The organism is Mesorhizobium sp. M0800, assembly GCF_040320095.1.
In the GTDB taxonomy this organism is placed as follows: Bacteria; Pseudomonadota; Alphaproteobacteria; order Rhizobiales; family Rhizobiaceae; genus Mesorhizobium.
Genome location: NZ_JAMYOZ010000011.1, coordinates 37,500 through 63,996 on the forward strand (window position 1 = coordinate 37,500; position 26,497 = coordinate 63,996).

A 26,497-nucleotide genomic window follows, 5' to 3' on the forward strand; every position below is an offset into this window, starting at 1 on the left:
GTTTCCTAAGTGAACGACTGGTTTGCCAACGCATACATATGGGCTGGCCCCTCGGCGACGGGTCGTTGTCCTTTGACCATGGCGGTCGCACTGCCGGACCGCGGCAGGCCAAGGTTCGCAAGCCAGTCGCCCAATCCATCCTCGGCATAGACGTCGATGCGAACGAATTGATTGTGAAGCTTCGAAAGCTGGGCCAGGATCAGAAGCCGCGCGTCGTGGTCGCTCTCGGCTGCACAAGGGCCGACGACATAGCCGCGGCCAAACCTCCTCGCGACAGCGTAGCCTGCAATCCGTCCCCTGCGCTCAATGACCAATGCGTTGCCCACATTGGCGAGCGCAGCCACCATCGGCAGCCGGGGCATGCCCGTGGCCCGTTCGTCGAAGGCCTGGATTGCCGCGAGGTCAGAGGCTGTCGCTCGACGGATGTCGTCGCGGGTACTCCGCGTCACGGCGACAGCCAGCGAGCCCTGGTGCTGAAGCACCGTGCCCCAGGCAGTGAAGCCGCGTCGCTTGTAGAGCGCCAGCCCCTCTTCGGTTGAGTTGAGCAGCAGGTTGCGACCGTGTGTCGCCTCAAGCAATCCATCAAAGAGCCGGGCGCCGTTGCCACCGCCTTGCGCGGAGCCAGTAACTATGATCATCCCGACCGAGGCATAGGACTGTCCGTAATTCCAGGACATGGCCGTGCCAATCACCTGTCCTGCCCGCTCGAGGACCAGGCCATTGCCGACCATCAGGGCAAATTCCCAATCCTCCTGACGGTAGGGCCAGGCCATCTCCTGCGACAGCTTCAGTGCGCCCGGCAAATGGCGGGTTTCCAATTTCATCAGCTCGATCGGGGCGCTGACGATATCTCTGTCATGCTCAAAGGCCATAAGGTGCAACGCTGTCAGTTGATCCAGAGTCGGATTGAAGTCGGATCTTAGAGTCGCGCCCGGCGGACAGATTTCGCTGCTGTTTTGCCCCTGCAAATCAGCGGTATTATTCGTTTTATGCAGTTCCTCGGCATGCCAAATCGTGCAAATCGGGCGAGGAATACCTGGCACCTTGAATCGCCGCTTCGTGGTTGCCCGATCGGCGATGCCCAGGAGGAATTTTGGATGATCTACATCAGCGAAGAGGAGTCAGCCGCCCTCGTCACGCATGAACTTGCTTTCGAGGCGGCGCGCGAGGCTCTCGTGGCGGCAGCATCGCGGCAGAGCTGGGTCTTTCCGGCTGTTCTCGGGCGCACACAGGAAGTGACCAATACTTTCTCAATCAAATCCGGTTCGTCGGGCGAGCTGACCGGCGTGAAAATTGGCTCCTTCTGGTCGGGCAACTCGGCACGTGGCCTTCCCCGCCACACTCGACCATCGTGCTGCTCGATCAGCATACAGGTCGGCTCGGCGCCGTAGTCGAGGCCGGGAAGGTCAACGCCTACAGGACGGCCGCCGCCGACGCGGTTGCGGCCGATCTTCTTGGGCGCAAGCAAGCCAAGGTTCTGACGATCTTCGGGGCCGGCAACCAGGCGAGCTTCGAAGTGATGGCGCTGGCACGCATCCGCCCAATCGAAACCGTGCTGGTCGTGGCCCGGCCTTCGCCGCGGCGCGACGCTTTTGTCGATCAGATCGGCGAAAGGGGACTGAAGGCGCGCGCTGCCTTGCCGGAAGAAGCCGTGCGCACGGCCGACATCGTGGTGACGGCGACACCCGCACGCGAACCGCTGTTGGATGCCGCTTGGGTGGGACCCGGAACCCATATCGTCAGCATCGGGTCGGATGCTCCGGGTAAACGCGAATTGCCGAGCGAATTATTTCCCAAGGCACGTCTGTTTTGTGATCTGCTTTCCCAGTCCGTCCAGATCGGCGAGTTCCAATACGTGCGCGACGAGATCGACGTCGGCGTGCTTGCGGTAACACCAATCGGTGACGTTATTGAAAGGCGTCCGCTCGGCCGCCGCTTCGACAATGAGATCACGGTCTTCGACAGTTCCGGCATCTCCCTGCAGGACCTCTACATGGCCGACGCGCTGATCCGCGCAAAGGCGTCCCACCGCTGATCAGTTTCGCACCAGGCCCAGTCCCGACGGATTTTTCGACACTCTCCGGCAACAAGGTGATCCCGCGCGATCCTGCAGTCGTGTCAGCGGCGGGCGCGCCAAAGGGTTGCCCGCATGAACCACCGATCGCCCCCGATGTCGGCGACTAGCGTCTGGCGCGCCAGAAGGCGAGACGGTCCTGCAACCGAGAGCCCTGGATAATCGCCGGCATGAACCACGGATTGCCACGATAGAGCGGGACGGCCGAAGGCGGTCGAAAGTCGAACGCAGTGCGCGACTGCTCGCCATGCCCCATCAACTTGTGGGCCGCACGCATGCCAATCCATGGCGCCCAGACCACGCCCGAACCGCAGAAGCCGGAGGCATAGACCACGCCGTCCTTCTCGAAGATGCGGGGCAGCATGTCTCGGTTCATCGCCACATTGCCGAACCAGCAATGCGAAAGGCGCACGTTCTCCAACTCCGGGAAAAGGTTCACCAGGCCCTTGCGAAGGAGAAGTTTCGGCGCCGCCGGATCGCCGACGCGGGAACTGTCACGGCCCCCCAGCAGAATGCGTTTTCCGTCGGGCGAGGGACGATAATAGAAACCGAGTTGCCGGTTCTCGGTGATCGTCATCAGCTTCGGCATCAGTTGCGCCATGACATCGGGCGCAAGTTCTTCGGTGACGATGATCCGGCTGCGGACCGGAACCAGGCGGCGGCGCAGGAAGGGAGCGGCGCCGTCGGTATAGCCGTTGGTACAGACCAGAACCTGCCGTGCATCCACCGTCCCTGCCGAAGTCGCGACACGGAAGCCCGAACCGTTCCTCTCGATCGACTTGACCACTGTATGCGAATGGACCGTCAACCCGGATGCGAGCGCCACCCGCAGGAGCTCAGCATGGAATTTTGCGGGGTGCAGCCCGCCAATATCCATCCGAACGGTTCCGCCGCGGTAGAAGTCGGTGCCGATATAATTTCGCTGCTCGGCATGCGGAACCGCGTAGGACTCGATCCCCAGTTTCTTCGCCAGCGTCTCGGCGCCGCGCGCCATCTTCTCATACTGTTCATATCCGAAAGCGCCTTTGAATTGGCCAACCAGTCGGAAGTCGCAGTCGAGCCCTTCGGTCTTGATGAAGTCGTAGAGGAATTCGCGTGCGACCTTGCCCTCGGTCTCGATCGCCATGGCCTTCTCTTCCCCGAAGCGCCGGGTGATCGTGGCATGGTCCGGCCGAATACTCCCGCTCGTAATCCCGCCGTTGCGGGTGGAAGCACCCTCGCCCGGATTCATCGCATCAAAAGCGGCGACCGAGCGTCCCTCGCGCGCCAGCGCAAGCCCGGCCGAAAGCCCGGCATAACCGGCGCCGACAACTGCCACGTCAAGGTTCTTTGCGACTGGCTGCCGCGGCAGCGGCATGGCGGGCGCTGCTTCCCACCAGTAGGGTGTGTTCTTGTCGGCGATATGAGGCTCTTGCACGTGGCTGACTTCTCGCTGCATTGCAGGGGTAATCTACGGTCGGTGAAACTTCAGATGTGGTCGTCTCGGACGTCGAGCGCATCACGCAGCCCGTCACCGATGAAATTGAAACTGGTTACCGCGATGGTGATTGCAGCTCCGGGAATGATTGCCAGCCAAGGTGCGCTGCCGAGATATTGCTGGGCGCCATTGAGCATATTGCCCCAGCTGGGCAGTGGCGGCTGGATCCCGTAGCCGAGGAAACTGATGTAGGCTTCCATGAGAATGGCGCGCGCGACCGTCAAGGTGGAAGCGACGATAATCGGCCCCATGGCGTTGGGCAGTATCTCGCGGAACATGATGTGGGTGCCGCTCAATCCCAGCATTCGCCCGGCTAGGACGAACTCGCGTTCGCGTAACGAGCGGACTTCCGCTTCGACTATGCGGGCAACCTCCATCCAACTGGTGAGGGCGATAATGACGGTGATCATCACAGGACTGGGCTTCAGTGCGGCAGCCAGCGCCAGCAGCAGAAAGATCGATGGGAATGACAGGAATCCATCGACCGTGCGCATCAGCGTGGCCCCGACCCAGCCGCCGCGATAGCCGGCAATTACGCCGACCAGGGTGCCGATGAGTGTCGACAAAACCATGGCAAAGAAACCCACCAGCAGCGAGATTCGTCCCGCCATCAAAAGCCTTGCCGCCACGTCGCGGCCAAGCGGATCGGTACCTAGAAAGTGGTAGCCCGTCAGCGGAGGGGCAAAGCGGGCTCGCAGATCGATGTACAGTGAGTCATAAGGCAGGAGATGGGGGCCGAGGACGCAAGCGAGGCTCAGGAAGATGATCATCGCCAACCCGAGCAGCGCCAAGCGATGACGCATGAAACGACGTGCCGCGCGGTTGTTTCTCCATCGGCTTGGAGCTGCATTTGCGGTGAAAGCGGTCATATCGGCTGTCTCCTGTCGGGGAAGTTGCGCGCTCAAGCCAGACGAATGCGCGGATCGACAATAGCGACGACAATGTCGGCGATCAGGTTTCCAAGCAGAACGAGGATGGCGGAGAACATCAGCAGCCCCATCACAACCGGATAGTCGCTGTAACCAAGGCTATCGAGGAACAACCGTCCCATTCCTGGCCAGGTAAAGACGGTTTCGGTCACGAGCGCGCCAGTGAGGACACTGGGAAGCTGCATCCCGGCCAAGGTAATCATCGGCAAAAGTGCGTTGCCGACGACATGCTTCATCAGAATCCGGCGTTCACTCAACCCCTTGGCCCGAGCCGTCTTGACGAAGTCCTGGCTAATGGCGTCGAGAGTGGCCGTCCGCATGTAGCGGCTCCAGATCGCGACATGGACCAGCGACAGCACGATACTTGGCAGGATCAGATGGTGGAGGTAGCCCAGGATCGAGGCGTCGCCGATCTCGGACATATTACCCGCAGGCAGCCAACCCAACTTCAGGGAAAAGACGTAGATGCCGACGAGTCCGAACCAGAAGGTGGGGACCGACAACGCAACCATGGCCCCGACAGTTGCAAGATAATCGAACAGCGAGTAGCGGCGCGTGGCGCCTCGGATTCCAATCCAGGCGCCAATGGAGATCGCAATTGCGGTTGAGGACCCCATCAGCAGCAGCGTGGCAAAGAGATGGCTGCCGATGACCTCCAATACCGACGCTCCGTCGCGAAAGGAGTGACCCCAGTCGCCCCGCACCAGCCGCCATGCCCAGTCCAGATATTGGATCCATATGGGTCGATCGAGGCCCAGCAGCCCCTTGAGACGCTCGATATCCTGCTGGGTCATTCCGGGATCAAGCCCGAATTGCGCCAGCGGGCCGCCGGGAAGGAGGTTCAGAATGCCGAAGCCGATGATCGAAACGATCACAAGCAGCACCAGGCTCTGCGAGAGGCGATTGAGCAGGAAGCCGCGCATTCGAGTCCCTCCATTGTGGGTTGATGATTTTAGTCTGTTGCCGCCGCCGCGGCGGAATCGGCGGGGCGGCGGCAACTGCGTGGATTAGGCCTTCCACTGCCAGGCTGCGGCATCCCACGACGCGGTGCGGGTGTTGGCGTTGGGCTCGAAGCCGTCCAACCCCTTCTTGCGCCCGAGGACGATTGTGTACGCGAACAGCGGCAGGAAGGGCAGATCATGGCGCACCACTTCCTGCACGCGATTATAGATCCCGCGTCGTTCTTCCGGATCGAAGCTGCGAGCGCCCTTTTCGAGCAGGGCATCGACCTCAGGGTTGGAATATTGCCCGGTGTTCGAACCGTGTCCGCCTTGAGCGGCGATTGCCTTCGTATGGAGCCGGTTTGTGGCGTCGGGGTCCGCGGCAATCAGATAGGTGACGCCCACCATGGCGGTGTCGAATTGCGACTTCAGCCAGAACTCGCCCCACATAACTGCAGCCGGCAAATTCGAGATCGTCATCTCGACGCCGATCTCGGCAAACGTCTGCTGCAGGAACTGCTGCGTCTGCTCGCGGAGGTTGTTGCCAGAAGTTGTCGAGTTGGAGAAGGACAGTCGCACCCCATCCTTGGCGCGGATTCCATCCGGCCCCGGCGCCCAGCCGGCCTCATCAAGGATTTGGCGCGCCCGGTCCAGATTGAACTCCTGAACCGGCAGGTTCGGGTCGTAGTAGTAGGACTCCTTCGGCATGAAGGTCTCGGTGAGAGTGCCCACGCCGTAATAGATCGTGTCGACGATCGCTTTCCTATCCAAGGCGGCGTAGAGCGCCTGGCGCACTGCCAACTCCTTGAACTGCGGGCGGCCCAAATTGAGGTAGATCGACTCCAGGGATGACCCAGTCTCAAGTGTCACCACGCGGTCTGCTAGTTCGCGGGCTTCAGTATAATGGTCGGCGGTGATGTACGACTGATCGACCAGGTCCACGTCGCCGCTCTTGAACTGCGTGTAGAGCACCGTCATGTCGGGGATGTATTTGAAGATGAGTTGCTCGACATAGGGGCCTTCGCCGGCGCACTCAGGATTGGCGACGAGCTCGATATGATCGCCCGCAACACGCTGTCCCCATTTGAATGCGCCGGTGCCGACCGGCGCCTGGTTGAACGCGGCTGTGTTCGGATCGGCTTCTTTCCCCAGAATGTGCTTGGGCACGATGAACGTTTCGGCCAAGAACGAAAGATAGGGCGCAAAAGCCTCCTTCATCCGCCATGTGATCTCGGTGGGCGAAACCACTGTGATGTCCTGCACGAGCGAATGGCCGCTCGTGCGCCAAGCGCGAAACTTCGGGTTCGTGATGAGTTCAAGGGTGAATTTCACGTCCTCGGCCGTGAAGGGCTCACCGTCGTGCCAGCGGGCATTGTCACGCAACCGGATGCGCCAGTTGAGACCGTCCTCCGAAATGCCGCCGTTCTTTTGGCTTGGCACCTCGGCTGCGAGGTTTGGATGTAGGCCACCTTGGGGATCCATGCGGACCAGCGCGTCGAAAACCGAGAAATGGACCGCGTCATCGACTTCGATATGCGCCATCAGCGGATTGAACACGGTCGGCTCTTGGGAGAGGCCGACGATGACGCGACCGGCCGGGCCTGCAGGAGGGGTCTTGGCGAAGGCGGGCTTGCCCAACAGATTGGGCGCGATGAGGCCTGCAGCCCCACCTATCGCCATCAGTCGCAGCGCTTCGCGCCTCGAGTAGTTGGACGTAGTCGATGAATTTTTGGTCATGGTAGTTCCTCTCTTGTTATTTCTTATGCGTTTGCTGCTACTGGACGGGCATTGCCCGGCCGCTCTCCTGGAATTGCCGCTACCAGTTGGCGCGTGTAGGCTGCTTGCGGGTTCAGGAATATTTGCGAGGGCGGTCCGCGCTCGACGATCCGGCCCTTCTGCATCACCGCGATTTCGTCGCAGATCTGGCTGGCGACGCGCAGGTCGTGCGTGATGAAGACCATCGACACGCCCGTCTCGCGCTGGATCTGGTCCAGAAGCTGCAGGATCTGCGCCTGGATCGACACGTCGAGTGCGGAGACTGCCTCGTCGGCAATCAACAGCTTCGGCTTGAACATCAGCGCACGAGCGATGCCGATGCGCTGGCGTTGCCCACCCGAGAACTCGTGCGGGTAGCGGCCAAAAGCGCCGGCATCGAGACCGACATGGGCCAGAAGCGCACGCGCTTCATCGCGCGCTTGGACATGAGGCATCCCGTGCGCCATCGGGCCCACCGTCATGATGTGACCGACCGTCGAGCGTGGGTTCAGAGAAGCGAAGGGATCCTGGAAGATCATCTGGATCCGCGGTCGAAGTGGGCGGAACTTCGCTTCGGAAAGCTTGGCTATGTCACAGCCCTCGAACAAGATCCCGCCGCCGTCATTGTCCAGCAGCTTGATCAGCAGCCGGCCCAGCGACGATTTCCCCGAACCGCTCTCGCCTACGACCCCAAGCGTGCGGCCGGGCGCCAGTTCGAACGAAACCTCGTTGACCGCTGTCACAACTCGTTGCGCGCCGAACAGCGCGCTGCCGCCGCGATAGGTCTTCACCAGACCCTCAACCTTCAGGATCGGCTCCTTGCTGGCAGCCTCCGGACGAGGGCGATCTTCGCCGGTCAAATGCGGTACGGCTGCAATCAGGCGCTGGGTATAAGGGTGCTTGGGCGACTTCAGCACCTGTTCGGCGCTGCCCTGTTCGACGACATTGCCCTTTTCCATCACCACGACGCTGTCGGCGATCTCGGCCACCACGCCGAAATCGTGGGTGATGAACATCACGCTCATGCCCTTGCGCCGCTGAATGTCACGGATCAGTTGCAGGATCTGAGCCTGGGTGGTGACGTCGAGCGCGGTGGTTGGTTCATCCGCAATCAGCACCGTCGGCTCGAGCGCCAAGGCCATGGCGATCATGACGCGCTGCCGCTGCCCGCCCGAAAGCCGGAAAGGGTACTGGTAATACATGAGTTCGGGATCTGGCAGGCCTACTTCAGTGAGCAGTTCGATTGCGCGGCTTCGACAGGTTTGTGGCGTGCCGAAGCCATGCGCTGCCATGACCTCGTCAATCTGCGCGCCCACCGTCATCAGGGGATTAAGCGCCGAGAGCGGGTCCTGAAAGATCATCGACACGACCCGTCCACGCAGGTTGCGCAGCTTGTCTGGCGACATGCCGACGATGTTCATCCCCTCCAGCTGGATTATTCCCGATGAGAGGCGGATCACCTTGGGCAGAAGCCCCATGATCGCATTCGCCGTGACCGACTTACCCGATCCGGACTCGCCTATGATGCAGAGTATCTGGCCGCGTTTCAGATCGAAGGAAACGTTCTTGACAGCATGGGTCCGTTCCATGCCTTGCGGCAGATTCACCGTGAGGTCGCGCACCGAAAGCGCCACATCGTGGGGGGCTACAGCCTGGATGCTTGCGACCATCGAGATCACCTCCCCTTCAACCGAGCGCGTCCACCCTGTTGCGGACCGCTTCATCGCCCTTTGAGCAGAAGCGCCTCACCGTAGCGGCCGTAGTCTGGCCTTCTCGGCGCTTCGCGCGCTGAGGCTGCGAGAGACGGGTTCTGCTCATCCTGGCGGCTCCCTTATGAAATCCGGTCCGTGTACCGGACTCTGTTCCCTTTTTTCTTGGAGAACTCTCCGAAGGGGCAAGCCTTGCCTGTCGGATGTCCTCTGGAGCCTGCCTGCCATAAGGAAGGGTTGCTCCGTTCTTCCAGCCAGTTTGACTGTTCTGTTTCCGCAGAGTCTTCGAAACTTGGCCCTCGGGCGGCAGGAACTTCTGAAAAGAACATCCAGTTCGGCATTTCACTCTGTTCCCGTTTCGGCGCGGAAACCGGGATCAAGCAACCATATCCTTCATCCGGCAATACGCGCCCATGAGGGATAGGACCAAGGCTTTCCGGTGTACATCGGCACCATGTCCAGGCCATGCCGCCAAGCGAATTGGTGACCGTGCGGCCCATCACAATGTCGGCCAAGGCGCTGCCGATCAAGGTCGACGACTGCGCCGTGTGCCGCCCATGGCGCAGATGACGCGACTGCATGAAGTTTACTCCCGCTTGCTCCGCGCAGCGAGCTTTTCGCGCAATAATTGCCTGTCCTGGGGGCTGCTAAACGCAGGAAATTCCGTCCAGGCACAAACTCCGCAGCCTGCCTCTGCGGGCGGCAGGTTAGGATGCTTCAAATTACCGGAGTCCCATCCATGCCCGCGCCGCTCATGCACATCGACTGCAGCCCTTCCCTCCCTCGCGAGGCGGACGTCGTCGTCATCGGCGGCGGCGTGGTGGGCGTGTTCAGCGCATACTATCTGGCGCGCCGCGGCCTCAAGGTCGCTCTGGTCGAGAAGGGGCGTATCGCGGCCGAGCAGTCCAGCCGCAATTGGGGCTGGTGCCGCCAGCAGAACCGCGATGCGCGCGAGCTGCCAATGGCAACCAAGAGCCTCGATCTCTGGGAGAAGGTGGCACAGGAGACTGGCGAGGATACTGGATTTCGCCGTTGCGGTCTCCTCTATCTCTCACAGGACGGAAATGAGCTGGCAGGCTGGGCAAAGTGGCGCGATTTTGCGAGAACGGTCGGGGTCACCACGCACATGCTGAGCGCGGAAGAAGCCACCGAACGGGGCAAAGCGACGGGCCGCAAATGGAAAGGTGGCGTGTTCTCGCCAACTGACGGAACGGCGGACCCTTCCAAGGCAGTGCCGGTCGCGGCGCGCGGCATCATGGCGGCGGGCGGCACCGTACATCAGCACTGCGCGGCGCGCGGGCTGGAGTTGAGCGCCGGCCGGGTGAGCGCTGTGGTGACCGAAGCCGGCACCATCCAGACAAAGACCGTTGTCATGGCCGGGGGCGCGTGGGCTTCTTCCTTCTGCAACCAGCTTGGTGTGCGTTTCCCGCAAGCTGCCGTGCGTTCGTCCATTCTGGCCGTGGCACCCGGCGCAAACAGCCTGCCGGATGCCCTGCATACCACGCGCGTCTCTCTGACGCGGCGCAGCAACGGTGGATACGCGCTGGCGATCAGCGGGCGGGCGCGTGTCGATCCAACGCCGCAGCAGTTCAGGTTCGGCCGCGAGTTTGTACCTATGTTCGCCCGCCGCTGGCGCAATATCGCCCCGGGCGCCTTAGAGGGCTGGCGTCAAGGCCATGAAAGCCTGCGCAAATGGGCCCTCGACGACATCACGCCAATGGAACGGAACCGCATTCTCGACCCGAAGCCCGACATGGGACAGATTCGGCTGACATATCGAAGAGCCTGCGAATTGATCCCCGAACTCCAACGCGTCGCGATCTCCGATGTGTGGGCGGGTTATATCGACAGTACACCCGATGGCATTCCCGCCGTCGGCGAAGTGGAGGGGATTCCGGGCTTCATCCTGGCGGCGGGATTCAGCGGTCACGGTTTCGGGATTGGCCCCGGCGCGGGACATATGATCGCCGACATCATTACAGGCAGCGAGCCTATCGTCGATCCGCGTCCTTATAGGCCCGAGCGCCTGAAGACTGCTGCGTGGGGCAAGGTCGCTGAATTCTGAGAAGACCGTCTTGCCAACATACAATCGATCGCACACGAGATTGAGGTCACGAGGCGGCCAGCACCAAAAAACAGGGAAGTGACGATGCGCGAATATGAGATTGCCGCCATTCCGGCCGACGGGATCGGCCCAGAGGTGATTGCCGCAGGTCTCCAGGCGCTTGAGGCGCTGCAGCAGCGCTGCGGCGACTTCAAGCTGCGCGTCCAGCACTTCGACTGGGGCTCAGACTATTACAAGGCCCACGGTCGGATGATGCCCGAAGATGGGGTGGCGCAACTGAAGCGCTTCGACGCCATCTTCTTTGGCGCGGTGGGCGCCCCCGATCTGCCTGACGACATCACGCTCTGGGGCCTCCGGCTGCCGATCTGCCAAGGCTTTGATCAGTACGCCAACGTGCGGCCGACCAGGATATTGCCCGGGATTGTTTCGCCGCTGGCGGGTGTTCGCCCTGGCGATCTGGATTGGGTGATCGTGCGGGAGAATTCCGAGGGCGAGTATTCCGGCCACGGCGGCCGCGCCCATCGCGGACTCCCCGAGGAGGTCGGAACCGAGGTCGCGATCTTCACGCGCGTCGGCGTCACCCGCATCATGCGCTATGCATTCCGGCTGGCGCAGTCACGGCCGCGAAAGCTCCTGACAGTAGTTACGAAATCCAACGCGCAGCGTCACGGCATGGTAATGTGGGACGAAATCGCAGCCGAGGTGGCGCGGGAATTCCCGGACGTCGCGTGGGACAAGATGCTAGTCGATGCTATGACAGTGCGTATGACGTTGAAACCTCGGAGCCTCGATACGATCATCGCCACCAATCTTCACGCCGACATATTGTCGGACCTTGCAGGCGCGCTCGCGGGCAGTCTCGGCGTTGCACCGACCGCCAACATTGATCCCGAGCGGCGCTATCCCTCGATGTTCGAGCCAATTCACGGCTCGGCATTCGACATCGCCGGCAAAGGTATTGCCAACCCGGTCGCCACCTTGTGGACCGCTGCCCAGATGCTCGAACATCTGGGCGAGAGCGCAGCGGCCGTGCGGTTGATGAGCGCTGTGGAAGCGGTGACGAGTGAAGGCGTGCTGACGCCGGACGTAGGAGGGACAGCGACCACGCAGGAGGTGACGGACGCCGTCTGTCGGGCGATCCGCGGTTCGAACGTGTGACAGGTTTCCAATGAAGCTCGACAGGATCGACATCAAGATCTTATCCCAACTGCAAAAGAACGGGCGGGTCACGAATGTCGAGCTTGCCGATCTGGTCAACCTTTCGCCGAGCCCTTGCCTGATGCGGGTGAAGAAGCTTCAGGCGGAAGGCTTCATCACCGGCTATTCCGCCCAGATCGATGTGTCCAAGCTCGGACAGACTCTAACGATCTTCACCGAAGTCACGCTCAAGCACCATCAGCAGAACGACTTCGCGAGATTTCTCACCGCAATTCAGAAAGTCGATTCTGTCATCGAATGCCATCTGGTTTCAGGCGGCTACGACTATCTTGTGAAGTTTGTCACAGCGGGCATCAGCGAGTACCAGGCGATCATGGAGCGCATGATCGAATTGGATATCGGAATCGACAAATATTTCAGCTTCGTCGTGCTGAAGTCACCGATCGTGAAATCCCATTTGCCTCTCGACATCATTTTCGACAAATGAGAAAGCTGCTCCGGCTCGGTCCTCAAGCGGCGGCGCTCGTGCCAAGCTCCATCTTGTTGCGCGCGCGGCATTTGTCGAATGACGGTGTCACGATTCGGCGGAGGCCGTCATTGCCACTCGCCTGAACGGCGCTTAGCCTAAAACTTCGACTGCATCTGGACATTTCCAGCGAACGCCTGTTTTCGCCTTGTCCTCGTCAAATGGCTTGAATATATCATACAATGATATATAGGCAGGTAGCACGCACAGCTTACGGAGTTGCGACAATCTCGCCTCGGGTCACCAAAGGCAACAGGCGAAAAGATGAACAAGATCAACACTTTGATCCACCGAAGAGCTGACGATCGCCGGAAGACCGCGCAAGCCTGTGTATCGCGGATTCTCCGGAACGCCAAAGCCTGCGGCGTCGATATCTCCGTTGTCGGATCCCTCGCGAAAAACCGTTTCCGCGTCCACTCGGACGTAGATCTGCTGGTGCACGGACGCACTGATCCCGCGCGCCGGGCCATGGTAGAGCGCTTGGTCGCAGACCAGCTTCGGGGAACGAACATTCCTTATGACCTGATCTTTGCCTCAGACGTTTCGTCCGAACGAGTGCAGGAATTGCTTAATGACAGCGTTTAAGCATCCGGCATTCGCAAAACTGTCGCCAAAAATCGACCGTGCTGCGGAGGAACTGGAGCAAATCGAGGAATATCTGGCGGCTCATCGGAGTGAGCTGTCACGCGGCGAATGGGGCGCGGTCGCAGCAGTTTCGCTGGGAGTACACAATGTCTACAACGGCATCGAGGACATCCTGCTCAGCCTCTCCAACGACATAGACGGCCTCGTTCCCCAAGGGCCTACGATGCACCAGGACGTGCTCGATCAGATGTCGGCGGAAATTGCAGGCATCCGGCCGGCTGTGCTCGACCCCGAGCTTTATCAGTCCTTGAGTGAGCTAAAGGGATTCCGTTACCTGGTGAGGCATCGGTACGGTTTTGACCTGAAAACAGACAAGGTGCAAGAAAGCCTCGACAGGGTAAAAAAGGCATTTCCGTCTTTCGTCGAGGCCATTGTTTACTTGGAAAGCACTCTTACTGAGGAAAACACGCACGACAGTGATGGCGGCGGCGACGGCTCAGGCGGCGGGGCATCTGGTGGTCCCTGAACCAATGGCCCAGTCGTGCGCGCCGGAAGAGATTCTGCGGGCGTTGACCCCTGAGAATTGTCGGCTGGTGGCGCTGATCCATCGGTATCGACCGCAAAGCATCACGGAACTGTGCAGGTTGGCGGCGCGTCCGCAGCCGAACGTATCCCGCTCCTTGGCGGCCCTTGAGCGGGCGGGAATTGTCTCAATGACGGGCTCCAGGCCGAAGAGACCCGAACTCGCCGTGCAACGAGTCACGATCGACCTCGCTGAGCTTCAGAATGGCCGATGCGAGGTCGACGATTCGTGGAGACAAATCGCCGGACCATCATCTTTGCTGCGCGATGGGTGACAGGCAAAAGTCGATCAGTGGGATGCGAAATCGCCGCTGATCAGGTTTGGCAAGTATTGGACGTGAAGCCTCGGTGACGCCGAGCCGATCGCCAAGATAGTCCCAAAAGGCCCTGGTCGATGCAATGCGCCCGCTGATCATCCCTTCATCGCTGCCCGCACATCCTTATCTTGGAGGGTTTGGTCCAGCGTCATCCGCGTGCGTTCGAGGATTCCATCAATATCGTCGTCTGTGCAGCAGAGCGGCGGCGCATAGCCGAGGATGCCGCTGTTGAAGGCACGGATGACAAGGCCGTTCGCCCACGCGCGCTCGAAGATGCGGCGCCCCGGATCGGCCGCCGCCGGCAGCGGCGTCTTGCGTGCCTTGTCGGTGACCAACTCGATTGCTGCCAGCATACCGCGACCGCGAATGTCGCCAACCAGCGGGTGGTCGGCGAGCGAGCGAAGGCCTTCCATCAAGCGCTTCCCCATTTTCCGCCCATTCTCGAGCAAGCCATCTTCATAGAGACGCAGGCATTCGAGCCCGACCGCTGCGCTCACGGGATGGGCCGAATAAGTATAGCCATGGCCGACAGCCGCTTTGCCGGCTCCGTCCGCGATCGTATGATACACGTGGTCCGACATAAAAACGGCGCCCATCGGCACGTAGCCCGAGGTCAGTCCCTTCGCCGTGGTCATGAAATCCGGCACGACCTCGTCTTCCTCACACGCGAAGAGCGGGCCGGTACGACCAAAGGCAGTGATGACTTCGTCGGCAACGAACAGAATGTCGTGTTCCTTGCACACGGCGTGCAGAGCCTTCAGCCAACCTGTCGGTGGAACGAGGACACCGCCCGAACCCTGGATGGGTTCGGCGTAGAAGGCTGCAACCCGGCCCGCGCCGAGTTCCGCGATTTTGGACCGCAGCGCCGCGACCGATGCATCGATGATCGACTGCGGGTCAGAACCGACCGGATTGCGATAGGCGTAGTGCGAGGGAATCTTGTGCTGCCAGTCGTAAGGCACGCCGAAACCCGCATGGAAGGCCGGGATCGCTGTCAGACCTGACCCTGCCGTCGAGGATCCATGGTAGCCATACTCAACCGAGATGAACTGGTCTTTTTGCGGCGTACCCTTGGCATGGTAGTAATAGCGAATAAAGCGGATCGTACTGTCGACTGCGTCGGAGCCGCCAAGCGTGAAATAGACATGGTTCAAATCGCCTGGCGCCAGTTCAGCAAGCCTGGCGGCAAGGCGAATGGCAGGCTCGGATCCCAGCCCGAAATATCCAGTCGCATAGGGAAGCTCTCTTAGCTGCTTTGCGGCCGCCTCAACGACGCTTTCCTGGCCGTATCCGATGTTGACACACCATAGACCGGCGAATCCGTCCAGCAGGGTTTTCCCGCTTGCATCGGTCACGGTTGCGCCTTTGGCGGATTTGAGCACCCGCACGCCCGTCTCCTCGTGGCTCCGATAGCATGAAAACGGGTGAACCAGATGTGCGCGATCGAGTTCGATCAGTGAGTTTGCCAGCATTTCTTCCTCCGATTCAGCGCAGTGCCTGACTGACGAGAGCATAAGTCCGGTGTGGTGTGGTTTCGTCCTTCAGCTCGTTTTCCAGCGTGATCTGTTGCGCGGTCATGTTCATTCGGGCCTGAATTCTCCTAGGCCGAAGATAGGCTGCCGCGGGCAGCAGTTCCTCCCGACCAGAACCTGAGCGATAGGCGTTTTGATTTTCCTTTGCCGCTGGCACCGCATCTTATGCGGACGCACAGCTGAAAGATCGCGCTCCCGCCGAAGCTCGAAACGAACTCAGGCGCAACTCTCTGCCAAAGCTCTCACCCAATACAAAACAATCTGCTTCAGGGCGCATCGAATGCGGCGACTAGTCTTCTCCGGTCCTCATTATGATCCTTGCTGTTAAAGGCACGCAGTGCCGACAGGATTGGAAGGATTGACGCCCATGACCCAGTTCAGACCGAAATACATCACCTTTGACTGCTACGGTACACTGACCAACTTCGACATGGCTGGCGCGGCGAGACGCGTCTACGGTGCGCAGCTCTCCCCAGCTGGGATGGCGCAGTTCATCAAGGATTTCTCGGCCTATCGCCTCGATGAGGTCCTTGGCGCCTGGAAGCCGTACAGCGAGGTCGTGCACAATTCCGTGGAACGGACCTGCAAGCGCAACGGCGTCGCATTCCGGCCCGAGGATGCCCAGCGCATCTATGCGGAAGTGCCGACATGGGGTCCGCACCCGGATGTCCCGGTAGGCCTGGCCAAGGTCGCCAAGGAGATTCCGCTGGTGATCCTGTCGAACTCCATGAAGAGCCTGATCATGTCGAACGTGGAGAAACTCGGCGCACCCTTTCACATGGTCATCACGGCCGAAGAGACGGGCGCCTACAAGCCCCAGATGAAGGGCTTCGAATATATGTTCGAGAAGCTCGGCTGCGGCCCGGAGGACATTACGCACGTGTCGTCCTCATTTCGCTATGATCTCATGACCGCCTATGATCTCGGTATCAAGAGCAAGGTCTGGGTGAACCGCGGCCACGAGCCTGCGAACCCCTTCTACGAATATACCGAAATCAAGGATATCGGCAGTCTGGCCGGCGCCGTCGGCCTGGAGCCCGTTCGGGAATTCGCCTGAACGTCTGTTTGCTGGCGCAGTCACACCAGACTGAGGCGCTCCCAAAACGTTAATGCCTCACTGGTCGCAATGGAGAAAGGGGCGGTTTTCACCGCCCCTTTCTTGTGGTTCCAACGCTTTAGGGCTGCAAGTGTTTCCACCTGCGTGCAAGATAACTAGTTAAGCCCGCCAACATGAAGCGCCTTGACCTCGAGATATTCCTCGATGCCGAGCTGCGATCCTTCGCGCCCCACTCCCGACTGCTTGACACCGCCGAAAGGCGCAACCTCGGTCGAGATCATGCCTGTGTTGAGCCCGACCATACCGAACTCCAGCGCCTCGGCAACACGCCATGAGCGTTTGAGGTTGTCGGTGTAGAAGTAAGCGGCAAGGCCGAACGGCGTACCGTTCGCGAGGGCGATGGCCTCTTCCTCCGTCTCGAAGCGAAAAAGCGGCGCCACCGGACCGAACGTCTCTTCCGATGCCAGGAGCATCCCCGTAATAGCTTCTCCCAGCACGACGGGCCGTGCATATTGCTTACCCTCGGGCACCGTCTCGCTTTGAGCGATGATCTGCGCACCTTTCGCCTGTGCATCCGCGATGTGACGCTCGATCTTGTCGATCGCGGCCGCGTTGATCATCGGGCCGATCTCAGTGCCCTCATCGGTCCCTGCGCCAACCTTCATCCGTGTGACGCGCTGGCTCAGCTTTTCGGCGAAAGCGTCGTAAACGCCTTCCTGCACAAGAATCCGGTTCGCGCAGACGCAGGTTTGACCGCCATTGCGGAACTTGGATGCGATCACCCCTTCAACTGCTTTATCCAGATCGGCGTCGTCAAAGACGATAAAGGGTGCGTTGCCGCCAAGCTCCAGGCTCAGCCGCTTGATACTATCGGCCGCACCACGCATGAGCAGCGCACCGACGCGGGTCGAACCGGTGAACGAGATCTTGCGCACCGTCTGATTGGCCATCAGTTCGTTGCCGATTTCGACGGGCATGCCGGTCACAATGTTGATCACGCCGGCAGGGATACCTGCCCGTTCCGCCAGAACGCCGAGCGCCAGCGCCGAGAATGGCGTCAATTCCGACGGCTTGATGACAACCGTACAACCTGCGGCCAGCGCCGGTGCTACTTTGCGTGCGATCATCGCGTTGGGGAAATTCCACGGCGTGATGATGGCGCAGACGCCGACGGGTTCTTTCAGCACCAGAATGCGGCGATCGGCCGTGGGTGACGGAATGGTCGAGCCACCGATCCGGCGCGCCTCCTCCGCAAACCATTTCACAAAAGATGCGCCGTAGCGGATTTCCGCCACCGCCTCGGCAAGTGGCTTGCCTTGTTCCAGCGTCAGCAGGAGCGCGAGATCCTGTTCGTGCTGGCGAATGAGGTCGTGCCAGCGTTCGAGAAGTCCTGCACGCTCGGCATGGGTCTTCTTCTTCCAGCTTTTGAAGGCCTCGGCCGCGGCGCCGATTGCGGCTCTCGTCTCGTTCTCCCCCATTGCGGGAACGGTGCCGAGAACACTTTGGCTGGCAGGGTCAATGACATCGACCACGCCCTTCGTTTCGCCATCCCGCCAGACACCGCCAATCAGCGCCTGCTGGCGGAAAAGGTCGGAATCGTTGAACATGCCAATCTTCGTCATCGCATTCATGGTCTTTCCTCTGCTCTTTCAGCTCAATCCTGCCAGCACGGCCTGCGTGATTGTTTCAGTCCTGTCCTTGCCTGCGATCGTGCCAATCCCTCGCGCGGTTGCGGACTCGATTGCCGACATCACTTCGGCCGCAGTCTGCCCCTCGCCCAGATGCTCGAGCATCATCGCACCGGACCAGATCGCGGCGATCGGATTGGCGACACCGAGATGCGCGATGTCGGGCGCCGAACCATGGACCGGCTCGAACATGGAAGGTGCGCTGCGATCGGGATTGATATTGGCGGAGGCGGCGTAACCCAGCCCGCCCTGAATGGCCGCTCCAATATCGGTGAGGATGTCGCCGAAAAGGTTCGATGCGACGATTACGTCGAGGCTTTCCGGCGCCAGGACCATGCGGGCGGCAATGGCGTCGATGTGGTAGTGCGAGACCTCCACATCGGCATAGTCTTTTGCCAACTCGCGCGTGACCTCATCCCAGAAAACCATGGTGTGTTTCTGCGCGTTGGATTTGGTGACAGATGCGAGCTTCCTGCGACGCGCCCGCGCCTGTTCGAAACCGAAACGGATGATCCGTTCGACACCCGTACGCGTGAAAATCGCGGTCTCTACCGCGACCTCATCAGCCGTGCCGGAATGAACGCGCCCACCGGCGCCGGAATATTCGCCTTCCGTATTCTCGCGGATGCACAGGATATCGAAACCATCGGAGCGGAGGGGCCCCTGAACGCCCGGCAACAGCCGGTGCGGTCGTATGTTGGCGTACTGCGTGAACCCTTTCCGGATCGGCAGGAGCAGTCCGTGAAGCGATACCGAGTCGGGCACTTTCGCGGACCAACCCACAGCGCCGAGATAGATCGCATCGAATTTTCGAAGTGTCTCGATGCCGTCTGACGGCATCATTGCACCGGTCTCCAGGTAGTAGGCGCACGACCACGGGAATCTTGTGTCATCAAGGGCGAAACCGCCCCGCTTAGCCGCCGCCTGCAGCACCTGCCATGCCGCCTGCGTGACGTCCTTGCCGATGCCGTCGCCGGGGATGAGCGCTATCTTGTAGGTCTTCATTGATGGAGGTCCTCATTCGCACTAACGTCATCGGAAGAATAGTCGACCGCCTGCCGCATTTTCCGTCGAGGATGAGCCGTGTGACGGCGTCGAATCGCGTCAGGCGGAACTTGAAAAGCCGATTGTTCTGAAGCCTCCGCGCGCTATTCGGCGGGACTTTGAGCGCTGAACTCAGTCATAAACGCAGACGTAGATCTTGCGCACGGTCTCGATAGTGCGCCAGACGCCGACGAAACCAGGCTTCATCACGAAACTGTCGCCGGCGCGGTAGGTCTTGGTCTCACCGCCCTTCTCCTCGATTTCGACGAGACCCGAAACTATGTGGCAGAACTCGTAGATAGTGCCCTTGATCGAATGCGTCTCGCCGGGCGTCGCCTCCCAGACACCGGTGAGCACCTTTTCGCCCTTCGAGGCATCCTGCGCCCAGGTCTTGAAGGATGGATTGCCGGAAATGAGCCGCTCCGGAGCCGGTAGTGCCTCCTTCGGCGCGAAGTCTGGAACTGTGTCGATCGTGATCAGAAGTGACATGTGATGTTTCCTGGTTAGTAGCCGAGTGTCCGATCGACGAGGCCGATCAGTTCTTCTCCGGCGCGGTGGCGCCGGATGTTGTCAACGACGGATTGTGCCGCCGTATGCGGTTGCGTCACCGAGGCGATGTGCGGCGTTATCATCACCTTCGGATGCGACCACAGCGGATGGTCTTCCGGGAGCGGTTCTGGATCGGTGACATCAAGCATCGCCGCAGATACGTGACCGGTGTCGAGCGCGTTGATCAGCGCGGCCTGGTCCAGTTGCGGACCCCTGCCGACATGCAGCAGCTGCGCCCCGACGGGCAGTAAGTCGAAGAACTCTGCATCGAGCATGCCGTGCGTTTGTTCCGTGAGCGGAAGCAGGCAGACGAGAATATCCGTTTGCTTCAGAAAGCCCGCGAGTTGGTCCGTGCCGTGAAAACAGGCGACGTCCTCTATCCGCTTTTCGCTGCGGCTCCACCCGGCAAGCGGAAACTGGAAGGGCTTCAAGCGCTCGATCGCCGCCTGCGCCAGCATGCCAAGGCCGAGGAAGCCAACCCCGCGTTCGGCCGCCTGTCGAGCGGCAATCGGTTGCCAGAGGCATCTTTTCTGCTGCTCGAGATAGGCGGGCATCTCCCGGTGGAGCGCCAACACGCCGAGCGCGACGTATTCCTGCATCATCCGTATGATGCCGTCCTCGACCATGCGCACAAGCTTCACATGGCTTGGCACCACGTCCTGCTTGAACTGGTCGACGCCCGCTCCGATGGAAAACAGCACTTCCAGATTGCGGTAGCGCGAGATCTCGTCCGGCACCGTCCAGGTGATGAGATAGCGCACCTTCTCCGGCTCCATCTCGTCCCCGGAATGGACGAATTCCAGATCTGGGAGCTGGCGCGCAAAGATCTCGCGGAAGACCGCAGCACGCGCCGCATCGGAATTGAAAAGAAACGCCATGGTGACCGCCCTTCCATCAGGCCGCAAGACGCGCGCCGAGCCCCTCGATCATCTTCCGGCAAGCGGCGAGTTCACCAATCTCGATATATTCGTCGGGACGATGGGCACGGCCGATGTCGCCAGGTCCGCAAACGACCGCATCGATGCCGGCCTGCTGATAAAGTCCGGCCTCCGTGCCGTAACTCACAGCTGTCAGCGGCTCCTGCCCCGTCAGCTCCGTCAGAACGGCCGCTAGCGCGCTCCCGTTGGCGGGCGCAAGGGCGGGATAGGTGCTCAACTCATGCCACGCCACATCGAAGCCGCTGTCTCGCAGAGCGAAAAGCCGGGCCTTGACCGGCTCAAGCAGGGAGGCTGGAGAAACGCCGGGCACGGCACGCGCCTCGATATCGGCTGTGCAGTGGCCAGGGGTGATGTTGACCGCCTGTCCACCGGCGATGACGCCCACCTGCAACGAAGAATACGGGGGCTCGAAATTTTGATCGAGCGGCCCGTCGGCGAGGGATTGGCCGTAGGCCACGGCGTGCGCGATGACGCCGGCCATGGCGTGCACGGCGTTGAGTCCGAGATCGGGGCGTGAGGAATGGCCGGATCGCCCGATCACCTCGAGCCGCGCGGCGGCCTTCCCCTTGTGCGCGCGCACAGGCTGCATCCCGCTCGGCTCGCCGACAATCGCGCCAAGCGGCCTCTCGCATAAGCTCGGCAACGCGGCTAGGAGATGCGGCACACCACGGCACCCCGCCTCTTCGTCATATGAGAATGCGAGATGAACTGGCTGCCGCAGGTTCATCGCCGCAAGTCCTGGGAGCGTCGCCAATGCGCAGGCGAGGAAGCCCTTCATGTCGGAGGTGCCGCGGCCGTAAAGCCTGCCGCCCTCGCGGCGCAGAACGAACGGGTCCGAGCTCCATTCCGGCTCGCCGGCCGGGACGACATCCATATGCCCGGAGATGATATAGCCCCGACCCTGGCGCCGGCCGATCGTGAGGAAAAGGTTGGACCGGTCGCCCTCGGGACCGGGGAGAACCGTCACCTCGGCTCCGGCTGCCTGACAGTAGTCGCGGATCCAATCGACGATCGCGCCGTTTGGCGAGCCCACAACAGAGGGAAATGCAACCAGGGTCGCGAGGATTTCTTCCACGTTCATGGCGGTCCGCTCTGCTTGCACACTATCACCGGGTGCAACCAGCCTATCCGCAGGCAGCAGTGTTCCCTGCCGAATTGCGTCGTGCTTTGGCCGAAGATTGCGAAAAAGCACCTCGAACCAGCGAAACCTGCTGGCTTTCCCGTATAATGCTGCGGCAAAAGAGGTAAGTCGCGACATGGCGATCGATGACAGGATCAACACCGCGTGCCTTGCGCATTCGTTGAAGGAGCGGATCGATTGAGATGCAGAGATCAGTACGCCTGAAATCCTTCGAACTGGTCGCGCGGGACATTGATGATGTCGACGTCAAGCTACTGCACGCGCTGTCGATCTCAGTCCGCTGGCCTCACCGGCCGAAGGATTGGGACTTTCTGCGCCGTGCCGGACGCGGCATTGTTGCCGTTGATGGTATTGGACGCGTTTTCGGGAGCGCGATGTGGTTTCCCCACGGGGACGACTTTGCCACCATTGGCCTGGTGATCACAACGCCACGCACACAAGCGCAAGGAGGCGGCCGATGGCTCATGGACCTAGTCCTTGAGCAGTGCGGCGATCGCAATTTGGCACTCAACGCGACCCATGCTGCCTACCCCCTCTACGTTTCACTCGGCTTCACGACCGAGGCGATCGTATACCAGCGCCAGGGGGAGGTCCCACAAACACTCCCGGCTATGCCGGCCTTGAACGGTGAATTGGAGGCGCTGTCGAGCGACAGGCTTAAGGACATCACGCCGCTGGATACGCGCGCGTTAGGGATAAACCGCGAGAGGCTGCTCGCGTTGCTCGCAGTGGATGCCTCAATCTGCACTTTGAGCCGCGGCGGCGAAATCGTCGGCTATTCCATGTGTCGCGAGTTCGGTCGTGGTCACGTGATCGGCCCCATGGTCGCGCGAAACGATCTCGACGCGGTCCATCTTACAGCCCTGCATCTGAAGGAACTGGCAGGACGATTCGCCCGCGTCGACACCCGCGAGAAGGATGGCGTGTTTGCCGCGTTTCTCCAGCAGAGCGGCCTCGGCATTGCCGAGACCGTTACGACCATGTCCAAAGGGCGCCGCTTCCTGAACCGGCAAGACAATGGGCCTTGGGTCTATGGATTGGCCGGCCACGCCTTGAGCTGAATGCAAGCATACTGTCGCCTTCAACCAGCCGTCAGAGAATCAATGAGCCCGGGCTGATCTGGAAGTGTGGACCGAGGCGCCCGATCGAGATGTCGCGGGCGGGTCTATTTGTTCGACAGCGTCGAGCACGCGCAAGCGTATACCGAAAAACATTCCGCGCACCTGAACTGTTTCGGTATCGCCGACATCGGCGTTCGCTCGTACGCTGTCAACGAACGGCTGTCGATGGCCACCCGTGGACGATAAGCCGATATTGATATGTAATAATTTGGTGGGCCCGGAGGATGTGCCGAAAGGTTGATTTGTTGGGTTTTTGAAGGCCACAATCAGAAAGCTTCCCGTATTGTTCCGCACGATCCCGCAGCTGATTATGGTCAGCCGTCTTTGCTATGGATCAATGAATGCCCAGTTCATACCGGTAGGCTTGCGGGGATCAGCCGAACAGTTGCCTGGAAGAGAGAGTGTGTGTGGGGGGGCACAGGCGAGGACGACTACCCCATTGGCAAACGTCACTGACTGACAGGAAAACATAGCGGATGTCTGGTTCTTCTGTCGAATTGACAGTGCGGTGATCGAAAGCGGAACTTGGCAGGACACCAGCGTTAGCTTGCCTTGAAGCAGCCGTGGTCTAGTAGCCGACAGGAAGAGAGCTGGGGTTCTGGGAGGACAAGCATGGGTGAGGATCTATCCGGTCATCACGCCGACCGCGTTCAGGCCGCGATCGCTTCGGACGCGGCGGCGAAGTCCGCGCTGGTCGCTTCCTGGCGACGGTCTTCCAGTCTGCACCGGCTCGATCCGGCCGATTGCAGCCTCCCACGCTATCTGACAGAGGCGGAATTGGGAGAGGCCCGGCAACGCATCGGGCCGCTCGTCCGGGTTGCTCAATCAAGCCTGGACCGGCTCTATCTTGCGGTGGGCGGCGTTGGATGCTGCGTCCTGCTCGCCGATCGCGACGGCGTGCCGGTCGAACGGCGCGGCGCGCCTGTGGACGACGAGACGTTTCGTTCCTGGGGGTTATGGACAGGGTCAGTCTGGAACGAGGAGAGCGAGGGCACCAACGGTATCGGCACCTGTCTGGTGGAACAGCGCGTCCTGACGATCCACCGTGATCAGCATTTTCACACGCGCAACACCGGGCTGAGCTGCACCACGGCTCCGATTTATGATCACCGTGGAGACCTTGCGGCTGCCCTTGACGTGTCTTCCTGCCGGGCTGATCTGACCGAGGTCTTCTCCAACCTTATTTCCATGGCCGTCGTCGACGCGGCGCGTCGGATCGAGGCCGAGAACTTCAAAATGGCATTCCCCAAGGCGCGCATTCTGCTGGCGCCGGTGCCCGACAAGGGTTCCGGCGCGTTGATCGCGGTTGATGCGGACGACCTTGTGGTCGGCGCGACCCGTTCGGCTCGCCTGGCGCTTGGAATTACGCAACAGTGTCTCGACAAGCCGATGCCTGCGGCCGATCTGCTCGGTTGGGCCGAGAGCCGCCCCGAAGTCCTCGCCGAGGCGGAGCGCGGCGTTCTGCAGCGGGCGCTGGCGCGGGCAGACGGAAATGTCTCGGCCGCGGCCCATGCGCTCGGCATCAGTCGCGCCACGCTTCACCGCAAACTCAACCGCCTGGACGTCCACAGGTCCCACTGACTTTTGAAACGTCGCATGACTGTCGCAATTCTGCGACACACCCGCCCGCCCACTGTCCCCGGCGCATTGGCAATAGCGGTGGGAGATCGCAAGTGTCTTCCCGAAGCGTCGCATTCCGCGGCGCCAGCTTTGCGGAGGAAGACACATGAACAAGGTAGAATTCTCACGCCCGGTCAAGGCGCCCTTCGATAAGCGCTACGGCAATTTCATCGGCGGCAAATGGGCCGAACCGCGTTCGGGCCGTTACTTCGAGAACTTCTCGCCGATAAATGGTCAGCTGCTCTGCGAGGTGACGCGCTCGGATGCCCAGGACATCGAGGCGGCTTTAGACGCTGCCCATGCCGCCAAGGACGCCTGGGGGCGCACCAGCGTGGCCGAGCGCTCACTCATCCTCAATCGCATCGCCGATCGCATGGAGGAAAACCTCGATCTCCTCGCATGCGCCGAAACCTGGGACAACGGCAAACCGATCCGCGAAACGACCGCCGCCGACCTGCCTTTGGCCATCGACCATTTCCGCTATTTCGCTGGCGCCTTGCGTGGCCAGGAAGGCAGCCTTTCGCAGATCGACGACGATACCGTCGCCTATCATTTCCATGAGCCGCTCGGGGTGGTTGGCCAGATCATCCCGTGGAACTTCCCGCTGCTGATGGCCTGCTGGAAACTTGCTCCCGCGCTTGCCGCCGGAAACTGCGTCGTGCTGAAGCCTGCCGAGCAGACCCCGGCTGCCATCTTGCTGTGGGCCGATCTTATCGGCGATCTGCTGCCGCCGGGTGTGCTCAACATTGTCAACGGCTTCGGCCTCGAAGCCGGTAAGCCGCTCGCGTCGTCGCCGCGCATTGCCAAGATCGCCTTTACCGGAGAAACCACGACCGGCCGGCTGATCATGCAGTATGCCAGCCAGAACCTGATCCCCGTCACCCTGGAACTGGGCGGCAAGTCGCCCAACATCTTCTTCAAGGACGTTGTCGCCGAAGACGACGATTTCTTCGACAAGGCGATCGAAGGCTTCGTCATGTTCGCGCTGAATCAGGGCGAAGTCTGCACCTGCCCGAGCCGCGCGCTCATTCATGAATCGATCTACGACAGGTTCATGGAACGTGCGCTGAAGCGTGTCGAGGCGATCGTGCAGGGCGATCCGCTCGACCCGGCAACGATGATCGGTGCCCAGGCATCATCCGAGCAGTTGGAAAAGATCCTGTCCTACATCGACATCGGCCGCCAGGAAGGCGCCGAGTTGCTGACCGGTGGCGAGCGCAACGTCCTGCCCGGCGATCTCGCCGGCGGCTACTACGTGAAGCCGACGGTGTTCAAGGGCCACAACAAGATGCGCATCTTCCAGGAAGAGATCTTCGGACCGGTGGTCTCGGTCACGACCTTCAAGGACGACGACGAAGCGCTCAGCATAGCCAACGATACGCTCTACGGCCTGGGCGCCGGTATCTGGACACGCGACAGCAACCGCGCCTACCGGTTCGGCCGCGCGATCCAGGCGGGCCGCGTCTGGACCAACTGCTACCACGCCTATCCCGCGCATGCGGCCTTCGGCGGCTACAAGCAGTCCGGCATCGGCCGCGAGACGCACAAGATGATGCTCGACCACTACCAGCAGACCAAAAACATGCTGGTCAGCTACAGCCCGAAAAAGCTCGGCTTCTTCTGATCGCCGCTTTGACCCACAGGCGCGGCTCCGCGAGGGGCCGCGCCAAAGGCTGGAAATCGGAAGAC

26 protein-coding genes are annotated in these 26,497 nt (G+C 60.9%); 13 read left to right on the forward strand and 13 right to left on the reverse strand.

Features of this window, described 5'->3' with window-relative positions:
• Positions 1-5: 5 nt before the first annotated feature.
• Positions 6-1,043, reverse strand: coding sequence for a GNAT family N-acetyltransferase (locus NKI18_RS15655; RefSeq protein ID WP_352620312.1), 1,038 nt, complete (start codon positions 1,041-1,043; stop codon positions 6-8).
• Positions 1,044-1,097: 54 nt separating this feature from the next.
• Between NKI18_RS15655 and NKI18_RS15660 the strand changes: the two genes are divergently transcribed.
• Positions 1,098-1,391, forward strand: coding sequence for a hypothetical protein (locus NKI18_RS15660; RefSeq protein ID WP_352620310.1), 294 nt, complete (start codon positions 1,098-1,100; stop codon positions 1,389-1,391).
• Complete coding sequence (locus NKI18_RS15665; protein ID WP_352620308.1) at positions 1,352-2,035, forward strand: ornithine cyclodeaminase family protein; 684 nt, start codon at positions 1,352-1,354, stop codon at positions 2,033-2,035. The genes NKI18_RS15660 and NKI18_RS15665 overlap by 40 nt, the downstream gene beginning before the upstream one ends.
• A gap of 145 nt (positions 2,036-2,180) precedes the next feature.
• Here NKI18_RS15665 and NKI18_RS15670 read toward each other — a convergent pair whose 3' ends face one another.
• From NKI18_RS15670 to NKI18_RS15695, 6 genes are all read right to left on the reverse strand, one after another.
• A complete protein-coding gene (locus NKI18_RS15670) occupies positions 2,181-3,512 on the reverse strand; it encodes an NAD(P)/FAD-dependent oxidoreductase (RefSeq protein WP_502900706.1) in 1,332 nt (443 codons plus the stop codon).
• Between the two features lie 29 nt (positions 3,513-3,541).
• Positions 3,542-4,420: an ABC transporter permease gene (locus NKI18_RS15675; RefSeq protein ID WP_023678809.1), complete on the reverse strand. Its 879-nt coding sequence runs from the start codon at positions 4,418-4,420 to the stop codon at positions 3,542-3,544.
• A gap of 32 nt (positions 4,421-4,452) precedes the next feature.
• A complete protein-coding gene (locus NKI18_RS15680; protein WP_352620304.1) occupies positions 4,453-5,403 on the reverse strand; it encodes an ABC transporter permease in 951 nt (316 codons plus the stop codon).
• Positions 5,404-5,487: 84 nt separating this feature from the next.
• Complete coding sequence (locus NKI18_RS15685; RefSeq protein WP_353019994.1) at positions 5,488-7,158, reverse strand: peptide ABC transporter substrate-binding protein; 1,671 nt, start codon at positions 7,156-7,158, stop codon at positions 5,488-5,490.
• A gap of 23 nt (positions 7,159-7,181) precedes the next feature.
• The gene (locus NKI18_RS15690; RefSeq protein ID WP_352620301.1) at positions 7,182-8,846 is read right to left on the reverse strand and encodes an ABC transporter ATP-binding protein; all 1,665 of its coding nucleotides are present in this window, start codon (positions 8,844-8,846) and stop codon (positions 7,182-7,184) included.
• Positions 8,847-9,007: 161 nt separating this feature from the next.
• Complete coding sequence (locus NKI18_RS15695; protein WP_352620299.1) at positions 9,008-9,466, reverse strand: hypothetical protein; 459 nt, start codon at positions 9,464-9,466, stop codon at positions 9,008-9,010.
• Between the two features lie 158 nt (positions 9,467-9,624).
• On the opposite strand from NKI18_RS15695, the gene NKI18_RS15700 reads away from it, so the two are divergent.
• The 6 genes from NKI18_RS15700 (at position 9,625) to NKI18_RS15725 (ending at position 14,076) form a co-directional block, all read left to right on the forward strand.
• Entirely contained in the window at positions 9,625-10,950 is a 1,326-nt protein-coding gene (locus tag NKI18_RS15700) for an NAD(P)/FAD-dependent oxidoreductase (RefSeq protein ID WP_353019997.1), read from the forward strand.
• A gap of 84 nt (positions 10,951-11,034) precedes the next feature.
• Entirely contained in the window at positions 11,035-12,108 is a 1,074-nt protein-coding gene (locus NKI18_RS15705; RefSeq protein WP_352620295.1) for a tartrate dehydrogenase, read from the forward strand.
• Between the two features lie 10 nt (positions 12,109-12,118).
• Complete coding sequence (locus tag NKI18_RS15710) at positions 12,119-12,595, forward strand: Lrp/AsnC family transcriptional regulator (RefSeq protein ID WP_352620293.1); 477 nt, start codon at positions 12,119-12,121, stop codon at positions 12,593-12,595.
• 303 nt (positions 12,596-12,898) lie between these two features.
• Positions 12,899-13,219, forward strand: coding sequence for a nucleotidyltransferase domain-containing protein (locus tag NKI18_RS15715; RefSeq protein ID WP_352620291.1), 321 nt, complete (start codon positions 12,899-12,901; stop codon positions 13,217-13,219).
• Positions 13,206-13,745, forward strand: coding sequence for a ribonuclease toxin HepT-like protein (locus NKI18_RS15720; protein ID WP_352620289.1), 540 nt, complete (start codon positions 13,206-13,208; stop codon positions 13,743-13,745). The genes NKI18_RS15715 and NKI18_RS15720 overlap by 14 nt, the downstream gene beginning before the upstream one ends.
• A 4-nt stretch (positions 13,746-13,749) precedes the next feature.
• Entirely contained in the window at positions 13,750-14,076 is a 327-nt protein-coding gene (locus NKI18_RS15725; RefSeq protein ID WP_352578047.1) for an HVO_A0114 family putative DNA-binding protein, read from the forward strand.
• Positions 14,077-14,213: 137 nt separating this feature from the next.
• Here NKI18_RS15725 and NKI18_RS15730 read toward each other — a convergent pair whose 3' ends face one another.
• Entirely contained in the window at positions 14,214-15,590 is a 1,377-nt protein-coding gene (locus tag NKI18_RS15730) for an aspartate aminotransferase family protein (RefSeq protein WP_352620285.1), read from the reverse strand.
• Between the two features lie 427 nt (positions 15,591-16,017).
• Between NKI18_RS15730 and NKI18_RS15735 the strand changes: the two genes are divergently transcribed.
• Positions 16,018-16,707 (forward strand): haloacid dehalogenase type II, encoded by a 690-nt coding sequence (locus tag NKI18_RS15735; protein ID WP_352620284.1) that lies wholly within the window; start codon positions 16,018-16,020, stop codon positions 16,705-16,707.
• A 155-nt stretch (positions 16,708-16,862) separates the two neighbouring features.
• Here the strand turns inward: NKI18_RS15735 and NKI18_RS15740 are convergent, their stop codons facing one another.
• From NKI18_RS15740 to argE, 5 genes are all read right to left on the reverse strand, one after another.
• Positions 16,863-18,338: an NAD-dependent succinate-semialdehyde dehydrogenase gene (locus NKI18_RS15740; protein ID WP_352620282.1), complete on the reverse strand. Its 1,476-nt coding sequence runs from the start codon at positions 18,336-18,338 to the stop codon at positions 16,863-16,865.
• 18 nt (positions 18,339-18,356) lie between these two features.
• Positions 18,357-19,400, reverse strand: coding sequence for a tartrate dehydrogenase (locus tag NKI18_RS15745; protein WP_352620280.1), 1,044 nt, complete (start codon positions 19,398-19,400; stop codon positions 18,357-18,359).
• A 171-nt stretch (positions 19,401-19,571) separates the two neighbouring features.
• Positions 19,572-19,928 carry a cupin domain-containing protein gene (locus NKI18_RS15750; protein WP_023678793.1) on the reverse strand — a complete coding sequence of 119 codons (357 nt, stop codon included), beginning with the start codon at positions 19,926-19,928 and terminating at the stop codon, positions 19,572-19,574.
• A gap of 14 nt (positions 19,929-19,942) precedes the next feature.
• The gene (locus NKI18_RS15755; RefSeq protein WP_352578052.1) at positions 19,943-20,866 is read right to left on the reverse strand and encodes a 2-hydroxyacid dehydrogenase; all 924 of its coding nucleotides are present in this window, start codon (positions 20,864-20,866) and stop codon (positions 19,943-19,945) included.
• A gap of 16 nt (positions 20,867-20,882) precedes the next feature.
• Positions 20,883-22,007 carry an acetylornithine deacetylase gene (argE, locus tag NKI18_RS15760; RefSeq protein WP_352620278.1) on the reverse strand — a complete coding sequence of 375 codons (1,125 nt, stop codon included), beginning with the start codon at positions 22,005-22,007 and terminating at the stop codon, positions 20,883-20,885.
• 242 nt (positions 22,008-22,249) lie between these two features.
• Here argE and NKI18_RS15765 point away from each other — a divergent pair, with 242 nt between their 5' ends.
• From NKI18_RS15765 to adh, 4 genes are all read left to right on the forward strand, one after another.
• The gene (locus NKI18_RS15765; RefSeq protein WP_352620276.1) at positions 22,250-23,128 is read left to right on the forward strand and encodes a GNAT family N-acetyltransferase; all 879 of its coding nucleotides are present in this window, start codon (positions 22,250-22,252) and stop codon (positions 23,126-23,128) included.
• Between the two features lie 66 nt (positions 23,129-23,194).
• Positions 23,195-23,374, forward strand: coding sequence for a YdhR family protein (locus NKI18_RS15770; protein ID WP_352455573.1), 180 nt, complete (start codon positions 23,195-23,197; stop codon positions 23,372-23,374).
• A gap of 426 nt (positions 23,375-23,800) precedes the next feature.
• On the forward strand, positions 23,801-24,769 hold the full coding sequence (locus NKI18_RS15775) for a helix-turn-helix domain-containing protein (protein ID WP_352620335.1): 969 nt from the start codon (positions 23,801-23,803) through the stop codon (positions 24,767-24,769).
• Between the two features lie 145 nt (positions 24,770-24,914).
• A complete protein-coding gene (adh, locus tag NKI18_RS15780) occupies positions 24,915-26,432 on the forward strand; it encodes an aldehyde dehydrogenase (RefSeq protein ID WP_352620274.1) in 1,518 nt (505 codons plus the stop codon).
• Positions 26,433-26,497 lie beyond the last annotated feature (65 nt).

Coding starts and splice junctions, on each gene's coding strand:
- NKI18_RS15685 (WP_353019994.1), bottom strand. CDS start 7,158: ATGACCAAAAATTCATCGACTACGTCCAACTACTCGAGGCGCGAAGCG.
- NKI18_RS15775 (WP_352620335.1), top strand. CDS start 23,801: ATGGGTGAGGATCTATCCGGTCATCACGCCGACCGCGTTCAGGCCGCG.
- NKI18_RS15730 (WP_352620285.1), bottom strand. CDS start 15,590: ATGCTGGCAAACTCACTGATCGAACTCGATCGCGCACATCTGGTTCAC.
- NKI18_RS15740 (WP_352620282.1), bottom strand. CDS start 18,338: ATGAATGCGATGACGAAGATTGGCATGTTCAACGATTCCGACCTTTTC.
- NKI18_RS15720 (WP_352620289.1), top strand. CDS start 13,206: ATGACAGCGTTTAAGCATCCGGCATTCGCAAAACTGTCGCCAAAAATC.
- NKI18_RS15745 (WP_352620280.1), bottom strand. CDS start 19,400: ATGAAGACCTACAAGATAGCGCTCATCCCCGGCGACGGCATCGGCAAG.
- argE (WP_352620278.1), bottom strand. CDS start 22,007: ATGAACGTGGAAGAAATCCTCGCGACCCTGGTTGCATTTCCCTCTGTT.
- NKI18_RS15735 (WP_352620284.1), top strand. CDS start 16,018: ATGACCCAGTTCAGACCGAAATACATCACCTTTGACTGCTACGGTACA.
- NKI18_RS15670 (WP_502900706.1), bottom strand. CDS start 3,512: ATGCAGCGAGAAGTCAGCCACGTGCAAGAGCCTCATATCGCCGACAAG.
- NKI18_RS15710 (WP_352620293.1), top strand. CDS start 12,119: ATGAAGCTCGACAGGATCGACATCAAGATCTTATCCCAACTGCAAAAG.
- NKI18_RS15725 (WP_352578047.1), top strand. CDS start 13,750: ATGGCCCAGTCGTGCGCGCCGGAAGAGATTCTGCGGGCGTTGACCCCT.
- NKI18_RS15660 (WP_352620310.1), top strand. CDS start 1,098: ATGATCTACATCAGCGAAGAGGAGTCAGCCGCCCTCGTCACGCATGAA.
- NKI18_RS15680 (WP_352620304.1), bottom strand. CDS start 5,403: ATGCGCGGCTTCCTGCTCAATCGCCTCTCGCAGAGCCTGGTGCTGCTT.
- NKI18_RS15700 (WP_353019997.1), top strand. CDS start 9,625: ATGCCCGCGCCGCTCATGCACATCGACTGCAGCCCTTCCCTCCCTCGC.
- NKI18_RS15695 (WP_352620299.1), bottom strand. CDS start 9,466: ATGCAGTCGCGTCATCTGCGCCATGGGCGGCACACGGCGCAGTCGTCG.
- NKI18_RS15675 (WP_023678809.1), bottom strand. CDS start 4,420: ATGACCGCTTTCACCGCAAATGCAGCTCCAAGCCGATGGAGAAACAAC.
- NKI18_RS15750 (WP_023678793.1), bottom strand. CDS start 19,928: ATGTCACTTCTGATCACGATCGACACAGTTCCAGACTTCGCGCCGAAG.
- NKI18_RS15705 (WP_352620295.1), top strand. CDS start 11,035: ATGCGCGAATATGAGATTGCCGCCATTCCGGCCGACGGGATCGGCCCA.
- NKI18_RS15755 (WP_352578052.1), bottom strand. CDS start 20,866: ATGGCGTTTCTTTTCAATTCCGATGCGGCGCGTGCTGCGGTCTTCCGC.
- NKI18_RS15690 (WP_352620301.1), bottom strand. CDS start 8,846: ATGGTCGCAAGCATCCAGGCTGTAGCCCCCCACGATGTGGCGCTTTCG.
- NKI18_RS15715 (WP_352620291.1), top strand. CDS start 12,899: ATGAACAAGATCAACACTTTGATCCACCGAAGAGCTGACGATCGCCGG.
- NKI18_RS15765 (WP_352620276.1), top strand. CDS start 22,250: ATGCAGAGATCAGTACGCCTGAAATCCTTCGAACTGGTCGCGCGGGAC.
- adh (WP_352620274.1), top strand. CDS start 24,915: ATGAACAAGGTAGAATTCTCACGCCCGGTCAAGGCGCCCTTCGATAAG.